Genomic DNA, 17,053 nt, shown 5'->3' with positions numbered 1-17,053 from the left:
GTATCAGGTCAAAATTATAATGACCGGTTGCGCTGTTATAAGAAATTTCATGCAGGACTTATCCGGTTTGTCGGGAAACAAAGACACTTTCAAGGGCCGAAGCCCTCGCACCTCCGCTCATCAGAATGGTACGGAGCGGCGTTCGCCACGCCCGTTGCCACCCATTCATTATCCTGAAGATCTGCCGGTTAGTGCTCGCCGCAAGGAAATCGCCGAAGCCATTCAAGGTAATCAGGTTGTGATTGTATGCGGTGAGACGGGTTCGGGGAAAACCACGCAGTTACCCAAGTTGTGTTTAGAGTTGGGTCGCGGCGGTGAAAAGATCATCGGGCATACTCAGCCGCGCCGTCTGGCGGCGACGTCGGTTGCCAAACGGGTGGCCCAAGAGCTGAATACTGAAATCGGTGATTGGGTGGGTTATCAAGTTCGATTTAATGATCGAAGCTCACGCAATACCGCAATCAAACTCATGACCGACGGCATTTTGCTGGCGGAGTCCCAACGTGATCCCATGCTGCGTCGCTATGACACCATTATTATTGATGAGGCACACGAGCGCAGCTTGAATATTGATTTTCTGCTGGGTTTTCTAAAGCAACTCTTGCCGCGTCGACCTGATCTGAAGCTCATTATCACGTCGGCCACCATCGATGCAGCGCGGTTTTCGCGTCATTTTGCAACGGACGGCAAACCTGCCCCTGTCGTGGAAGTGTCCGGCCGCTTGTATCCGGTTGATATCCTTTATCGTCCGGTTCGCGATCATGATGAGGATTCTGCTGCGCGAGACGATGCGCGTTCGCGCCTTGGCTCCGATGAGGAACGCGATCTGATTGATGCCATTGTTGATGCGGTAGACGAGTGCGCCCGTTATGGTGACGGCGATGTATTGGTTTTTTTGCCGGGCGAGCGTGAAATTCGTGAGTCGGCTGATGCTTTGCGTAAGCATCATGGTGGCCGTCTAGATGTATTGCCGCTGTTTGCACGTTTGTCCCAGGCTGAACAAGAGCAGATTTTTCGCCCACAAAGCAATCGGCGGCGCGTGGTGTTGGCCACCAACGTCGCGGAAACTTCACTTACCGTACCGGGCATCCGTTATGTGGTTGACAGTGGTTTGGCGCGTATCAAGCGATATTCCTGGCGCAATAAAGTCGAGCAACTTCGCATCGAACCCATTAGTCAGGCATCTGCCAATCAACGGGCGGGGCGCTGTGGTCGGATCGGGCCGGGGGTGTGCATCCGACTGTACGATGAAGAGAGTTTTCAACGGCGCAGCGCTTTCACCGATCCTGAAATTCTCCGCTCTTCGCTGGCGTCTGTCATTTTGCGGATGAAAGTACTCAAGCTGGACGATATTGAAACTTTTCCGTTTGTTGAGGCGCCAACCGGTCGGGCGGTGGCTGATGGCTATCACCTGCTGCAAGAGCTTGGCGCGCTCGATGAGGCGAACCAGCTCACGCGTGTGGGCGCTGCACTGGCTCGTTTGCCCGTGGATCCGCGTATTGCCCGCATGGTGCTGGCTGCGCGTGACGAACAGTGTTTGGCCGAGATGCTGATTATTGCTGCGGCATTATCAGTTCAGGATCCGCGCGACCGTCCAATGGCTGAACGAGACGCGGCGCAAAACGCACATCAGAAATTTGCAGATACCAAGTCGGAGTTCCTGTCTTACGTAAAGCTTTGGTCCTGGTATGAAGACAAAGTCCGTCATAAAGCATCGCAGAAAAAACTCGTGGCGTTGCTGCGTCAAAACTATTTATCGCCTTTACGTTTGCGTGAATGGCATGACGTTCACAGTCAATTGGCTGCGCTAGTTGGCGAACAGGGGTGGCGCGTCAATCAGACTGAAGCGACATACGAACAATTGCATAAAGCCCTGTTGGCCGGCCTGCTCGGCAATATTGGGCTGAAAGCCGAAGAAGGGCAGCGCTATTTGGGGGCGCGGGATATTCGGTTTTTGATTCATCCGGGTTCAACACTGGGGCGCAAAGGGGGGCGTTGGATTGTCGCTGCCGAATTGGTGGAAACGTCGCAGCTTTTCGCCCGGTGCGTGGCGCGTATCGAGCCCGGCTGGATTGAGCGTGTCGGTGCGCATTTGGTGCGTCGAACCTGGTCGGATCCTCGCTGGGAGAAGAAAAGCGGGCAGGTGGTGGCCAATGAAAGGGGCACTGTTTACGGCTTGATGGTCTATAACGGCCGGAAAATGCATTACGGAAAAATTGACCCCGTGCATGCGCGTGAAATTTTCATTCGTGAAGGGCTGGTGACCGGCGAATTGAATACCACCGTGCCGTTTGTCCGACAGAACCGCCAATTGATCGAGCGCATCGAAAAGCTTGAGCACCAGACGCGTCGTCCTGACATCCTGGTGGACGATAGCCTCATTTATGCTTTTTATGATCAGCAGATTCCTGCCGAAATATTTCAAACGGCGACACTGGAAAAATGGTTCAAGGGGCTCAGCGATGACAAGCGCAAAGCCTTGTTGCTCACTCGCGACGACCTGATGCGTCATGAGGCGGCCGGCATTACCACTGATGTTTTTCCGAAAAAGGTGGAGTGGGACGGTGTTGAAATGTCGCTTGATTACCACTTTGAGCCGGGATCGGTTCGCGATGGCGTGACGTTGACAGTACCGCTGTTTGCCTTGAATAAAATCGACGCTCAGCGTTGTGAATGGCTTGTTCCCGGCATGCTGAAAGAAAAAGTGCAGTTATTACTTAAATCACTGCCTCAGAAGCTGCGTCGGCATTGCGTGCCGCTACCTGATTATGCAACGCATTTTTACGAGCGCTGGTTCGAAAAGGTGCGTGATCCCGACATGGGTCTGCTGGATGCCATCGCAGATGACATGTGGCAGAACGTGAAGGTCAGGCCGCAGAGAACCGACTTCAAATTAGAGACATTGCCCACTCATATGCTGATGAATTTCAAGGTGGTCGACGAACAAGGGCGCATGTTGTCCGGAGGGCGCAATCTTGACCAGCTTAAGGCAGAACATGGCCGCCAGGCGCAAGCGTCTTTTCAGAAGATGGCTGTGCGCGACGAATCGGTGGCGCAAGCGCTTGCGCAGGAGAATATTACCGACTGGTCTTTCGGTGAGCTGCCCGAATTAATGGAAATTCGCCGCAAGGGTGAGTCGGTGATTGGTTATCCTGCGCTCGTTGACAAGCAAACCCATTGCGATCTCGATGTGTTCGATGACCCGGCCAAAGCGCGTTCTCATCATAGATTGGGATTACGGCGGTTGTTTCGTCTGGCTTTGAAAGACCAGGTTAAGTTCTTGCAGAAGAATTTAACTGATCTTACGCGTATGAGCATGCTTTACATTAGTCTTGGCACACAAGATGAGCTGCGTGATCAGATTATTGACCTGGCCATTGAACAGGCATGCATGGTTGAACCATGGCCCAGCTCGTGTGAGGCTTTCCAGCAAAAGCATGAGTCGGCTCGTTCGCGTTTAGGATTACTGGCGCAGGAAATTGCCCGCCTGACGGGGCAGATTTTAATTGAATGGTCGGCGGTGCAAAAAAAACTGGTCCAGGCTAAGCCGCATACAGACGCTTATGCCGATTTGCAGAGTCAGTTATCGGCTCTGATGAGTAAATGGTTTGTGCGCGATACGCCTTACGAAAAATTGGTGCATTTCCCCCGTTATCTGAAGGCGGTGCAAATGCGGATCGACAAGCTTAAATCCGATCCGCAGCGTGATCGGCAATTGATGGCTGATATGGCACCGCTGTTAACGCAATACCAGCGTGCCTTGAATGCCTTGAAAGGTGCGCCTGATGCTCAATTGGCTGATTTCCGCTGGATGCTTGAGGAGTTACGCGTTTCGTTGTTTGCACAGACATTGCGCACACCGATGCCGGTATCTGTGAAACGCTTACAAAAAGCCTGGTCGGCCATGCACCGATAACCGGGTCTGTGGGTACAATTCGTTCATGACAGAAACCGTTATGCCCCCTTCTTTCGTCCACTTGCGTGTTCACTCCGAGTTTTCGGTGGTGGACGGCATTGTGCAAATCCCTGAGCTTGTTGGAAAAGTGGCGGGCTTTGGCCAGCCGGCTGTTGCGCTGACCGATTTATGTAATGTATTTGGCCTGATCAAATTCTATAAGTCGGCGCGTGCCAAGGGTGTTAAACCGATTGCCGGTTGCGATATCTGGATCGAAAACGAGGCTGATCGCGATAAGCCTCATCGGGCGTTATTGCTGGTTCGCAATCAGGCGGGTTATTTGGCACTTTGTGAAATTCTTACGCGCGCCTGGCTTGAAAACCAATATGCAGGCCGTGCAGAAGTCCGGCGTGCGTGGTTAGACAGTGTTGAAGGCCTGATTATGCTTTCCGGCGGGCGCGCCGGTGATGTCGGTCAAGCCCTGGAGGCCGGTCGCGATGCAGAGGCCAGGGTATTGGCGCAATATTGGGGTCGTCGTTTTCCCGATGCTTTTTATATCGAGTTGCAACGTACTGGGGCGGATGGCGATGAGGCCTATGTCCAAGCGGCATTGCAGCTTGCCGCAGAACTTGATTTGCCGGTCGTGGCGACCCATCCAGTACAGTTTATCGAGCCTCATCAGTATCGCGCTCACGAGGCGCGCGTTTGTATTGCCGAAGGTGAGCAATTAGCCAATCCGCGGCGGCACCGCCGTTTCACTGAAGAACAGTATTTGCTTTCCACCGAGGAAATGGCACGTCGTTTTTCCGACGTGCCTTGTGCGTTGCAGAATGCAGTTGAAATTGCGAAGCGTTGCAATTTAACACTGGTGTTGGGGCAGCCTCGTTTACCGGATTTTCCAACGCCTGAGGGGATGTCGCTAAATGACTACCTGGTTCAGTTGTCGGAAGAAGGTTTGGCACAGCGCATGGCGTTTTTGTACCCCGACGCTACCGAACGAGAGCAGCGTTATCCAACATATCTCGAGCGTTTGCGCCTGGAATGTAAAACCATTATTGATATGGGTTTTCCAGGCTATTTCTTAATCGTTGCCGACTTTATTAACTGGGGTAAGCAAAATGGCGTACCCGTGGGGCCGGGCAGGGGGTCGGGCGCCGGTTCGCTCGTAGCCTATTCACTGGGGATCACCGATCTTGATCCTATTCGTTACGACTTGCTTTTTGAGCGGTTTCTCAATCCCGAGCGGGTATCCATGCCCGACTTCGATATCGACTTTTGCCAGGATAATCGCGAGAGGGTGATTGATTACGTCAAGCAAAAGTATGGTCGTGAAGCCGTCAGCCAGATCGCCACATTCGGCACTCTGGGCGCGAAAGCGGTTGTCCGCGACGTGGGACGTGTGCTTGAAATGCCCTATAGCTTGTGCGACGGCTTATCAAAGCTTATTCCCTTTAGTCCCGCCGATCCATGGACGTTGGAACGCGCTTTGTCGGGCGAGCCGGCATTTAAAGAGCGGTACGATCAGGATGAAGAGGTCCGTGCGCTTATCGACCTGGCACGTCCGCTTGAAGGGCTCACGCGCAATGTCGGCATGCACGCGGGGGGTGTGCTGATTGCGCCGGGTAAATTAACCGATTTTTGTCCTCTGTACGCGCAGCCCGGTGAAGATGCCAGTGCGGTTTCGCAGTTCGATAAAGACGATGTTGAAGCGGCCGGTTTGGTCAAATTCGATTTTCTGGGTTTAAGAAACTTAACGATTCTCGATTGGGCCGTACGTTACGTGCAGCGCTTTAATGAAGATAAGCGTGATTTCGATATTATGGCTTTGCCGCTTGATAACGAACCCACTTATCAGTTGCTCAGCGAGGGCAACACAACGGCGGTTTTCCAGCTTGAATCGCGTGGCATGAAAGAATTGTTGCGCAGTTTAAAACCGAATACGTTCGAAGACGTGATCGCCATGCTGGCGTTGTATCGGCCCGGTCCTCTGGAGTCCGGGATGGTGGTTGATTTCGTTAACCGCAAACACGGGCGTGCCGAGGTGGATTATTTTCATCCCGATTTGGAACCCGTGTTGAAAAGCACCTACGGCGTGATTGTGTACCAGGAACAAGTCATGCTGATCTCTCAGATTATCGGGGGATACACGTTGGGCGGCGCCGATATGCTGCGTCGGGCCATGGGTAAGAAGAAGCCCGAGGAAATGGCCAAACATCGCGAGATATTCCAGAAAGGGGCGGTTGAAAAAGGTTATGACGCTGATTTGGCCGTTAAGTTGTTCGACTTAATGGAAAAATTTGCGGGTTACGGTTTCAACAAGAGTCACTCTGCGGCTTACGCGCTGATCGCCTATCAAACGGCTTGGCTGAAACACTATCATCCGGCCGAATTTTTAGCTGCAACGTTGTCGTCGGATATGGATGACACCGACAAAGTGCAGGTGTTCTGGAAAGACGCCTTGGCCAATGGGGTCACAGTTCAAGCCCCGGATGTCAACACGTCGAACTACCGTTTTGAACCGGTTCAGGATAACTGGACCGCGCAGTCAAAGCCGCCGCGCACTATTTGTTATGGATTGGGGGCGGTAAAAGGCACAGGGCAGGGTGCGGTAGAGGCAATTATCCGGGCGCGTGAGGAAGGGGGGGCTTTCACCAGCCTGTTTGACTTTTGTCGGCGTATCGACCGCCATGCCGTGAACCGGCGCACTATTGAAGCTTTGATTCGAGCCGGCGCTTTCGACACGATCTCAGCCAACCGGGCGGCGCTGCTGGCGACGGTGGGTAACGCCATAGAGGCGGCGGAGCAGGCTGAACGTAGTGCCAATCAAGTTTCTCTTTTCGATGACGACAGCAATGATATTGTTGAGGGTGAGCTGGCGAAGGTCCCTCCCTGGGATTTGCAAACCCAGTTAACAGAAGAAAAAGCGGCATTGGGTTTCTTTTTCAGTGCGCACTTGTTCGACGCCTGGCGCGATGAGGTACGGCGTTTTGCGCCCAAACCGCTTGCGCGCCTAGAGCCGGCGCGTGGTTTGCAATGGTTTGCCGGGGTTTTGTCGGCGCTGCGGCCTCGTATGACGCGGCGTGGCAAGATGTTGTATGCCTTGCTGGACGACGGTTCAGCTCAAGTCGAGGTGGCGATCTTCAACGAGCTTTATGAGCAACATCGCCATCGTTTGCGTGAAGACCAGCTTATTATCGTGCACGGCAAGGTGAGCCCGGATGAATATTCCGGCGGGTTGCGTGTTTCGGCTGACGCCCTATACGACCTGCAATTGGCTCGTGAATCGCGCGCTCAGGCGTTGCGCATCACCTTGAACGGCAACGCCGATGTTGAACGTTTAAAGAAAGTCTTGAATCCATTCAGGGCGGAGCCTGAAAATGGTGTGACCGGGGTTGCGGTGGAGTTGCAATTGGTCAAGCATGATTTTTCCTGCCGTGTTCGTTTGGGTGAGTCCTGGCGTGTGCGTATGGCCGACGCGCTTTTTGATCAGTTAAATGGGTGGGTGTCACCCGACGCTGTGGAGATTGCCTACCAATGACCCGTTTACGAATCGCCTTTTCTGAGGCGGCCACCAGTTTTGGGGGGCAAGAGCAATATATTTTCAAAGTTATGTGCGGTTTGCGGGAGCGTGGACATGACGTTCAAGCAATTTGCCAGCCGCATGCAAAACTGGCGCAGCGCTTGCAAGATAACGGCTTTGTGGTTCATACCTTGTTAACTGATGGGTTCGTTAATTATGTAAAGGGTGTCATGCGCCTGCGGCGCCTGTTCATTGAACAGGGTTTCGACGTTGTGAATACCAACAGTCGCCGTGACACCATGTTGGTGGGGGTCGCGGCTCGTTTGGCGGCTGTGCCTCTAGTAGTGCGTTCGCGCCACTTGGCCAAACGGGTAGGTTCTTTGCTGTCTTATACAGTGGTGCCGCATGCCGTTATTGCATGCAGTCAATACGTGCGTAACCACTTGATTGAACGAGGGGCCGCACCCGATAAGGTCAAAGTCGTGTATCCCGGTATCGATTTAAACAACTGGCCGACGGGTTCAACGCTTCGCAGTGAATTGAAGTTGGCGGAAAATGACGTGGTCATTGTTTCCGTGGCGGTGATGCGTGAACAAAAAGGCCATCGTGTTCTGTTGGAAGCGGTTGAGCCTTTGATTCGTGCCCGACCTAACGTCCATTTGGTCCTGGTGGGATCAGGTTCGCCATTAATGGAGGCTTTGCAAGACATAGTGCAGGAAAAGGGATTGGCGCGGCGTGTTCATTTCCTGGGCACACGTCAAGATGTGCCGCAAATTCTGAATGGTTCGGATATTTTTGCCTTGGCGACGGAAACGGAAGCGACCGGAACGGTTTTTGCGGAAGCTCAGGCTAGTGGTTTGCCCGTTATTGGTACACGGGTAGGTGGCGTACCCGAAATGATGCTTGAAAACGAGACAGGCATTCTGTTTGCGCTGCGCGATGTTGCGGCATTAACCAGTGCTTTACAAAAGCTGCTTGATAACCCCGCGCTGCGACGACAAATGGGCGTGGCAGGCCGGCGCTTTGTGCATGAGGCTCATCGGTACGATTTATCGACAATGGCAAGCTCAACGGAGCAGGCGTATTTGAACTGGCTGGGCCGGCGAAACTGGAGTTCTTCATAATGTTATTTGGCGACGCGTCCAGCATTCCGATTTTGATGTATCACCATGTGTCCCCTAGTGCGGGGCCCATTACCACTTCACCTTCGAATTTTGAAAATCAGTTGAAATGGTTGAAGTGGCATGGGTATCAATCCATTACCACCCAGCAGTATGTTGATTATTTAAATGGTCATCCTCTCGCAGCAAAATCAGTGATGATTACGTTTGACGATGGCTATCTGGATAATTGGGTATGGGCCTATCCCATCCTTCAGAAATGGGGGTTTAATGCGGTGATTTTCCTGGTTACGTCGTGGGTTCACGATGGACCGGTGAGGCCATGCCAAGGCCGTGCAGGCCATTTGCCTGATACGCCCGATCATCATGAATGTGAACGCCGGATTAACGCAGGACACGGTGATGACGTCGTTTTGCGCTGGAGCGAGATTCACGAAATGGTGGAGTCGGGCACTTTTGAGTTTCACAGCCATACAGATACGCACACACGCTGGGACTTGGGTGACGATAAGGCCAACAAAAACCTGCACATGATGGAAGAACTGACCCGGTCGCGCCAAACCCTGGCCGCCCGCCTGGGCTATGCCACCGAGCATTTATGCTGGCCTCAAGGTTATTTCGACGAAGATTACGTGCAACTGGCCAAACAAGCAGGGTATCGTTATTTGTATACCACGTTGGCGTTTGGGCAAAACAAACCTTCCAGTAACCCTGAATGTATTCACCGTTTCGCGGTGCGCAACACAACCGGCGAATCGGTGGGCCGTCGCATCTGGGTTGCCCGTAATCCGTTTGTAGCACCACTGTTCAACGGGTGGAAACGGTGGAAACGATCAAGGCGGGAACGGGCATGACACTGTCGGTAATTATTATTACCAAGAACGAGTCGGCACATATTGCCGACTGCATCAAATCGGTTCAGTTTGCCGACGAAATTATCGTGCTTGATTCAGGAAGTACGGATAGTACGCGGGAAATTGCCGAGTCACTGGGTGCGCGAGTGGAGATAAGCACCGATTGGCCGGGATTTGGTCCACAGAAGAATCGGGTGCTTAATATGGCCACCAAAGATTGGGTTTTGTCGATTGACGCCGATGAACGCGTAACGCCGGAACTGGCACAAGAAATTCGTTCCACTATGCTTAACGCACGCTATGACGCATATAAAATTGCACGGTTGTCGTGGTTCGGAGATCGATGGATCCGGCATTGCGGGTGGTGGCCGGATTATGTTGTAAGGCTGTTTCGTCGTGGCCAGGCGAAGTTTACCGAGGCTGCCGTGCATGAAAAAATTGTGCCGAGTACGTCTCCCGGTACTTTGCGAAGCCATTTTTTGCATTATCCCTATGCAAATATGGAAGTTTTGATTGACAAAGTAAATCGTTATTCGTCGGCAGCCGCTCAGATGATGTTTGAGAAAGGCCGCCGGACTTCCGTGCCGGGTATTGCCGGCCATGCGTTCTGGACATTTGTGCGAATTTATTTGATTCGTCGCGGTTTTCTCGACGGCAAGGAAGGTTTTATTCTTGCGGCTACCGCGGCAGCCGGCAGTTTTTTTCGATACAGCAAACTGCGCTATTTGCAAACAGAGCGCAAATCTCGTTCATCATGAAGATTCTGTATACCAATATTCATCATGGCAATGGTGGCGGCCATGTAACGTACATTATGAATCTGTTGCATACGCTGGGAAATGACCATGAGTTATGGTTAGGCACACCGGCGCAGAGCCGTCTGTTTCGTTATGCTCGTGAGATTTCGGGTGTGAATGTAATCGATATGCGATTCACTTCGCGTCCCGCCGTTTTGTTTCGTGAGGTGTGCGCCTTGCGCCGCTTTTTGCGTCAGGAAAATTTTGATTTGGTGCATGTTAACGCGTCGGCCGATCATCGTCATATGATGTTGGCGAGAATGGGGTTGTCGCGGCCTCCCAAAATTGTGTGGACGCGGCATAACGACCGCAGAATAAACAGTTTGGGGCATCGACTTCGGGCGAATCTGGGTACTGATCATGTTATTGCCGTTAGTGATTACGTGGCGCTGGGTTTGGGTGCTTCTGCATATGGCTCGCTACCCTGTACGACGATTCGACATGGTATCGACACCCAGTATTACGCGCCCGTTGATGCGTCTCGGCGCACAGCTTTGCGTCAGCATTGGTTCGGCGATCAACATGAGCGCTTGATTGTGATGGGTAGTGTGGGCGGGACGGACACCGAAAAAGGTTGGCTGGAGCTGGTGGAGGCCATTGCCATGTTGCCGGCCGAATTGCGCGACCGATTCCGTGTATTGGTCGCCGGAGATCCGCCCGATACAGAACGTATGAGTCGGGTGATTGCGGCAGGAATGCAGAATGCCTGTATTTTTCCGGGGCTGGTTGACGACATACGCGATGTGCTGGGCGCATGTGATGTGGGTTTTGTGCTGTCGCACTTCGAGGCACTCTCGTATGCTTGCCGGGAAACGATGGCAATGGGGCTGCCAACCTTGATAACGGATACCGGTGGGTTACCTGAAAACTTAACCCACGGTGTGCAAGGCTGGATTCTACCGGTGCGTGAGCCCCGAGCAATTGTGCCGATCCTGAACGCTTTGGCTGATAATCCGCAATTGCGGGTTGAAATGGGCAAGGCGGCTCGCCGCCACAGTGAGCAGTATTTCTCTCTGGAACCCTTTACGGCTCAAACCCTTCAGGTCTATAAAAATACGATCGCGTCGATATAATGCCCCGCATGATTCCAATTCTCATGTATCACCAAGTTGGTATACCGTCACCGCGCGGGACGCCTTATCGGGGGCTGACGGTGCATCCGCGCGACTTTGCGCGCCAAATGACATGGATGAGTCGTTTGGGCTATCGCGGACTGTCAATGCGCGACCTCATGCCTTATTTGCGCGGCGATGCGTCAGGCAAGGTGTTTGGTATTACTTTTGATGATGGGTATCGCAACGTTTTTGAGAACGCGTTGCCGATTTTGAATCGTTTGGGGTTCACTTCAACCAATTATTTTGTTGTCCACCAGTTCGACGGGGCAAACGTGTGGGACGCCCACAAAGGTGTGCCGCATTCACCTTTGATGTCGGTCGACGAAATGCGCAAGTGGGCAGCGGCAGGCCAGGAGGTTGGGTCTCATACACTTGATCACGTGCATCTGTCCGAAGTTTCGCCGGAAATCGCGTATCAACAGATCGCTCAATCGCGAACGGAGTTAGGGGCTTTGCTTAACACGGAAATAGGGGCATTTTGTTACCCCTACGGTTCCGAAACGCCGGGCGTTCGAGAGTGGGTGCGAAAAGCGGGCTACAGCAATGCAACGACTACCGTGCGAGGTCTGGTTAGACCCGACGATGATTTATTCGGACTCCCTCGTGTTACTGTAGCAAGGTCAACGAATATTTTTCGTTTTTTACAGAAGTGTCTCACGCGTTTGGAAGACAGGCGACGCAGTGGCTGAACATAAATTAAAAATCGCTTTTGTAGTTGATCGTTTCGGAGGACGCTTTGGCGGCGCTGAGGCGTATGGTGTCGAGCTCATGCGCGAGCTGGCACAGCGCCACGACATCACGGTTTTTGCGCGCGAGTACGACGGTGAGTCGGGTTTGCGTCTGCCTTTTGTACCTATCCGGACACGCAAGGGGCTTCCCAGTTGGTTGCGCGTGTTGTGGTTTGCTGTGCGTGCACGCCGTCTAACACAGTCGGGTTTCGATATTGTTCATTCGCACATGAACGGGTGGTGTGGCGATGTCGAGGTCGTTCACGTTACGCCGGTTCGGTATAACTGGCGCGTGCGTAAAATTTCCTTTATCAAGTGGCTATTGTCTTTTGCAAGCCCCAGGGTGCAAACGTATTTAGCGCTCGAACGTAAGCGGGTGCGTCAACGTGCGGGACACCGGGCCGTTGCCGTTTCAGGGTTGATTGCCGAGCAGCTGAACAGTGCTTACGGAGGCGAAGTTGAGGCCTATCCGGTAATTGCTCCGGGTGTGGTTCCGGCGGCTCAGTTACCCGACGAACAAAGTCATGCTTTGCGCGAAAGCTTGGGGTGGGGGCAAGAGGATTATGTATGCCTCTTAGTGGCACGTAATCCTCAACGCAAGGGTTTGAATACCGTTCTGCAAGCGCTTGTGCATTTACCGACCAATGTGAAGTTGTTGGTTGTCGGAGGTAACGCCTCGACACGCGACTACATACGACGCAACGCGCCGTCAGTTGCCGAGCGCGTAAAAACTGTTGATGAAACGTCCGATGTAACGCCTTATTACAGCTGTGCTGACGCCTATGTTCATCCAACCTTGAATGACAGCTTTGGTATGGCGCCGCTCGAGGCAATGTCTTACGAGCTACCCGTTATTTTAAGTCCGAGTCCATGGTGCGGGTTCGCGCAGTACGTAACGCCGAATATTGACGCTCTTGTGCTGTCGCATCCTGAAAACAATGAAGAACTGGCGGGGTTCATCCAACAACTTATCGCATCGAGCACATTGCAAGAGCAGCTTGTAAGGGGTGGTCGGAAACTGGTCCAACGCCATAGTTGGTCTGAGGTGGCTCGCCGCTATGAAGTTTTATATACCGAAATTCTGCAAGAGCGTCATGGGCGGGTTGCATCTTCCAAATAACCCAGCCAGCGTAAAGCTTGCTCGCGGTGATCACCACACATGTCTTCCGATGGCTGCAAATCGTGACAAACTTGTGGTCGAAGTGGGTCGTTGAAAATAGTGCAACGAAAAGCAGTGTCGAGATGAATGCAGGGTTCTCCCGCGGGCTTCCCGTGTGGCATCCCTGGAATCGGGCTGGAAATGGAAGGGGCGATGCAGCATGCGCCGCAATGTGAGCGACATTTCATCGTTATACCCAGCCCCGCAGCCAATATACGACCAGGCCGGCATATTCTTTGATGATTGAGCGTGCCGCCTCAAAGGTGCGTCCATCGGGGAGCCAGAAGCCAAAATCGGGGTCATCGGGTACCGTTATCTGCGGTGGCGAGGGTGCAGGGATGACGTTTACGCCGAGATTTTCAAAGACCGCGGTGGCGCGTGGCATGTGCAGCGCCGAAGTGACCAATAAAATGTCTTTAAAATTTCGCTCTTGTATTAATTGGGCTGTGAATACGCCATTTTCCCGAGTCGTCAGGCTTTCGGGCTCTAATATAAGCGCGTTCTCTGGTACACCTTGGCGTTTCAGAGCATTGGCCATTGCCTGGGCTTCACTCACGCCGCCGTCCAGAGCGGCACCCGAAAGTATGATGAAGGGTGCCCGACCGGCTTTGAATAAACGGGCCGCAGTATCGCTGCGGGTTGTAACCTTGTCGGAGTCATAAGGTTCAAACCAGTTCGCACGTCCGCCGGCAGTGTGACCGCCCAGAACCACAATGGCGTCAACGTCCGGCAGCAGATCAGGTGGGGTGTATGGATGGAATTGCTCCAGTCTGCCCCCGGCCCATAAAGAGGACGCCGGCAGTGACCAGAACAGGCCCCAGGCCAGACTGAATAGTGCGATCCCCCATGCCAATCGTCGCCATCTGAGCATAAAAAGAATGGCTGCGATAAAAAACAGCGTAATACAAAGATTAAGCGGGATAATGAGATTGGCCAGAAAATTGGTCACATTCATGACGGTTGTGTACTTGGCGACTGACTGTTCAGAAATTGCAGTACGTGCTCGAGCACGATATCAGTATCGGGCCATTGACCCATCTCGCCCAAGCAGACAGCTGAGGGTGACCAAGGGCCGGTGTGCTTGGCATCGGTAACACCAAACAGCGTTATTTGTCGGGCGCCTGCTGCCGCTGCTAAATGCGACACGCCCGAATCATTGCAGATAACAAGAGCAGACATGCGCGTGAGTGTAGCAAAAGCACCCAACCCCTGCGCGTTTAAACAATATGCTGTCGGTGCATTGCGCAAAGCCTCTTCTTTTTCATTGGGTGGCGGGCACATGACAACCTTGAAACCTTTTTCCTGCAAGATACGTGTAACGGAGTCGAATCCAGGCCAAACTTTAATTTGCCCTTTGTGACGACCCGTTGCCGTGGGGGCAATGAGAATAAAGCCACCGGGTTTAAGGCCGGCGCGCGTAAGTAGTTCCTGGGCGGCAGCCTCGTGTTCCGAAGTGAGGGATAAGCCAAGCGTTGGGCCGGGCTTTTCAGTACTTAAGGCGTAACCCCAAACTTTCAAAGCCGACCGGGTTAGCATGAACCACGACTCCACAGCGTGGGGTTTCGGGACAGGTTTTGAAAAAGGCCATTTTAATAGCAGGCTGCGCCCGTCATCGCGATAACCTGCGCATTGCAATCCTGCTAACCTGAAGACTAATGCACTGGACAATGAGTCGGGCAACAGCAAACCCAGGGCATGATCATGGCCATGTTGATGCCTGTGTTCGGCTACTCGTTTGCGATCCTTTCTCCATGCGCCGTTCATCGGGATGAAGCCTTCAATGGCATAAGCTCGCAAGAGGTCTTCAGCCCAAGGGCGTGCACAGACCACGGTTGGCATGCCACTTTGTAATATTGCATTCAACGAAGGTAGTGCCATGCAAACATCGCCAATCCAGTTTGGAAGCCTTATGTAAAGAGTGGGTTTAGGGTTTGTCATGGTCGTAGTGGGAGAAACATTGCCGTCCTGCGTGTTCCAGTTCCTGTTGCGCAGTTAAAATGTTTTTTTCAATTGTTGCATAGTATAAAAGCGAGTCATTTCTTGAGTTCAGTTTTCTCATCCGGTCCTGCGCATGCCGACCCAGTGAAGTTCGACCTTTGGCGTCGCATTTATGTGCGGCTGGGCAAGTACTGGAAGGCGGTTGTGGTTGCCTTTATTCTCCTTTCAATCAGCGCAGCAACCCAGCCTACGCTGGCCATTATTATGAAGCCGCTGCTCGACGAAGGCTTTACAGGGCAGAAGCCGTCATACATATGGTCTATTCCCGCATTGGTTGTCGGACTCATGTTCCTGCGCGGGATATGTACCTTCGGCAGTTCTTACGTTATGGCCTGGATAACCAATAATCTGCTTTTGGGGATTCGGCGGGAAATGTTTCAGCGACTGTTGGGGTTGCCCGACGCCGAATTTCGCAATGGCGATACCGGTCGGTTGTTGAATCGCTTCACAATCGATGCGGGTAACGTCTCCGGCCTGGCTACGGAAGTGATCACGGTTATTACGCGTGAAACGCTGATCGTGGTGTCATTGTTTGCCGTGTTGCTATATATGTCTTGGCAATTAACATTGATTGTATTGCTGGTTTTGCCGCTCTCAGTCTATGTCTCACGCATTTTTATTCGTCGTCTGCGCCGCATAAATCGCGACACGATCAATATGAACGCAGAAATGACGCGGGTGGTCGGCGAGGCAATTGACGGCCAACGAGAAGTTAAGTTGTTCGATGGCTATGATCATGAGTCCTCACGTTTCGAATACGTTAGCGGTCGGTTGCGCAGGTTTGCCATGCGGGCGGCATCTTCCGACGCCGCCATGTCACCTATTACCCAATTTTTTGTGGGTGTGTCGGTCGCGGCAGTCATTGCCGTTGCTTTATATCAGGCGAATAACGAAGGTTTGACGGTGGGTAGTTTCGCGTCGTTTATGGCCGCATTGGGGCAGATTTTCGATCCGATAAAACGGCTAACCAATATTGCCGGCGCGACACAGCGAATGTTGGTATCCGCCGAAAGCGTATTCGGTCTAATTGATCAAACCCCGGAGCCTGATGAAGGAAAAGTTGAGTTTACCAAGGCAGTGACAGGTCACATTGAGTATCGGAACGTAAGTCATCGTTTTGCCGATGCCCAAGTTGATACTTTAACCAATGTGTCGTTGTCGGTAAAACCCGGACAAACCGTTGCGTTGGTCGGTCGCTCCGGCAGCGGTAAAACAACGCTGGTGAATATGCTGCCACGGTTTGTGATCCCTACCGAGGGAGAGATTTTTATTGACGGTCAGCCTATTGGGGCATGTTCTTTACGAAGTTTGCGCGCGCAGCTATCGCTCGTCAGCCAGAACGTGGTACTTTTTGATGGCACGATCGGTGAGAACGTGAGTTACGGCGCATTGCGTGAAGTTAATGAACAGGAAATCTGGGCAGCACTCGAGGCCGCCAATCTGCACGATTTTGTGCGTGCGCTGCCCGATGGCCTTCATAGTCGGGTCGGTGAGAATGCCAATCAGTTGTCAGGCGGACAACGTCAGCGTTTGGCAATTGCGCGCGCCCTTATTAAAGATGCGCCAATTCTGATTCTTGATGAAGCCACGTCAGCATTGGATAATGAGTCAGAACGACAAGTGCAGGCATCGCTGGAACATTTGATGGCCGGACGAACCACCTTGGTCATTGCACACCGACTGTCAACCGTGCAGAAAGCCGATATGATTGTCGTGCTTGATGCTGGTGAAATCGTTGAGCAAGGTCACCATGAAGCGCTGCTTGCCAAGGAAGGGCGCTACGCTATGTTGTACAACATGCAGTTTCGTGACGCGACCTGACTCATTGGAAGCAGGTCGCGCGGGGAATTTGGCAAAAGATTTACA

General features: G+C 52.7%; 12 protein-coding genes. 9 read left to right on the top strand and 3 right to left on the bottom strand.

Annotated features, from left to right (window positions below):
* Positions 1 to 49 precede the first annotated feature (49 nt).
* The 8 genes from hrpA to G9Q38_RS12600 are packed head-to-tail and all read left to right on the top strand — an operon-like array spanning position 50 to position 13,150.
* Positions 50 to 3,916: an ATP-dependent RNA helicase HrpA gene (gene hrpA / locus G9Q38_RS12635; protein ID WP_166131586.1), complete on the top strand. Its 3,867-nt coding sequence runs from the start codon at positions 50 to 52 to the stop codon at positions 3,914 to 3,916.
* Between the two features lie 25 nt (positions 3,917 to 3,941).
* On the top strand, positions 3,942 to 7,433 hold the full coding sequence (dnaE, locus tag G9Q38_RS12630) for a DNA polymerase III subunit alpha (RefSeq protein WP_166131583.1): 3,492 nt from the start codon (positions 3,942 to 3,944) through the stop codon (positions 7,431 to 7,433).
* Positions 7,430 to 8,539 carry a glycosyltransferase family 4 protein gene (locus G9Q38_RS12625; RefSeq protein ID WP_166131580.1) on the top strand — a complete coding sequence of 370 codons (1,110 nt, stop codon included), beginning with the start codon at positions 7,430 to 7,432 and terminating at the stop codon, positions 8,537 to 8,539. The genes dnaE and G9Q38_RS12625 overlap by 4 nt, the downstream gene beginning before the upstream one ends.
* Positions 8,539 to 9,390 carry a polysaccharide deacetylase family protein gene (locus G9Q38_RS12620; protein WP_166131577.1) on the top strand — a complete coding sequence of 284 codons (852 nt, stop codon included), beginning with the start codon at positions 8,539 to 8,541 and terminating at the stop codon, positions 9,388 to 9,390. Before G9Q38_RS12625 ends, G9Q38_RS12620 begins: the two co-directional genes overlap by 1 nt.
* Complete coding sequence (locus G9Q38_RS12615) at positions 9,387 to 10,148, top strand: glycosyltransferase family 2 protein (RefSeq protein WP_166131574.1); 762 nt, start codon at positions 9,387 to 9,389, stop codon at positions 10,146 to 10,148. Before G9Q38_RS12620 ends, G9Q38_RS12615 begins: the two co-directional genes overlap by 4 nt.
* The gene (locus G9Q38_RS12610) at positions 10,145 to 11,260 is read left to right on the top strand and encodes a glycosyltransferase (protein ID WP_166131571.1); all 1,116 of its coding nucleotides are present in this window, start codon (positions 10,145 to 10,147) and stop codon (positions 11,258 to 11,260) included. The genes G9Q38_RS12615 and G9Q38_RS12610 overlap by 4 nt, the downstream gene beginning before the upstream one ends.
* A gap of 23 nt (positions 11,261 to 11,283) precedes the next feature.
* Entirely contained in the window at positions 11,284 to 11,991 is a 708-nt protein-coding gene (locus G9Q38_RS12605) for a polysaccharide deacetylase family protein (RefSeq protein WP_166131568.1), read from the top strand.
* Entirely contained in the window at positions 11,984 to 13,150 is a 1,167-nt protein-coding gene (locus G9Q38_RS12600; RefSeq protein WP_166131565.1) for a glycosyltransferase family 4 protein, read from the top strand. The genes G9Q38_RS12605 and G9Q38_RS12600 overlap by 8 nt, the downstream gene beginning before the upstream one ends.
* Here the strand turns inward: G9Q38_RS12600 and G9Q38_RS12595 are convergent.
* The 3 genes from G9Q38_RS12595 to G9Q38_RS12585 are packed head-to-tail and all read right to left on the bottom strand — an operon-like array spanning position 13,123 to position 15,067.
* Positions 13,123 to 13,377, bottom strand: a complete 255-nt coding sequence (locus G9Q38_RS12595; protein WP_166131562.1) for a YkgJ family cysteine cluster protein — start codon at positions 13,375 to 13,377, stop codon at positions 13,123 to 13,125. The genes G9Q38_RS12600 and G9Q38_RS12595 overlap by 28 nt on opposite strands.
* 2 nt (positions 13,378 to 13,379) lie before the next feature.
* Complete coding sequence (locus G9Q38_RS12590; RefSeq protein ID WP_166131559.1) at positions 13,380 to 14,144, bottom strand: YdcF family protein; 765 nt, start codon at positions 14,142 to 14,144, stop codon at positions 13,380 to 13,382.
* Positions 14,141 to 15,067 (bottom strand): glycosyltransferase family 9 protein, encoded by a 927-nt coding sequence (locus G9Q38_RS12585; protein WP_228276130.1) that lies wholly within the window; start codon positions 15,065 to 15,067, stop codon positions 14,141 to 14,143. The genes G9Q38_RS12590 and G9Q38_RS12585 overlap by 4 nt, the downstream gene beginning before the upstream one ends.
* A gap of 162 nt (positions 15,068 to 15,229) precedes the next feature.
* Here G9Q38_RS12585 and msbA point away from each other — a divergent pair, with 162 nt between their 5' ends.
* Positions 15,230 to 17,008 carry a lipid A export permease/ATP-binding protein MsbA gene (gene msbA, locus G9Q38_RS12580; protein ID WP_166131553.1) on the top strand — a complete coding sequence of 593 codons (1,779 nt, stop codon included), beginning with the start codon at positions 15,230 to 15,232 and terminating at the stop codon, positions 17,006 to 17,008.
* The last annotated feature ends 45 nt before the right edge of the window (positions 17,009 to 17,053 follow it).

The sequence above is a fragment of the Pusillimonas sp. DMV24BSW_D genome (assembly GCF_011388195.1).
Taxonomy (GTDB): Bacteria; Pseudomonadota; Gammaproteobacteria; order Burkholderiales; family Burkholderiaceae_B; genus Neopusillimonas; species Neopusillimonas aestuarii.
The sequence above is the reverse complement of the archived record's forward strand: the minus strand, read 5'-3'. Positions and strand labels throughout refer to the sequence as shown.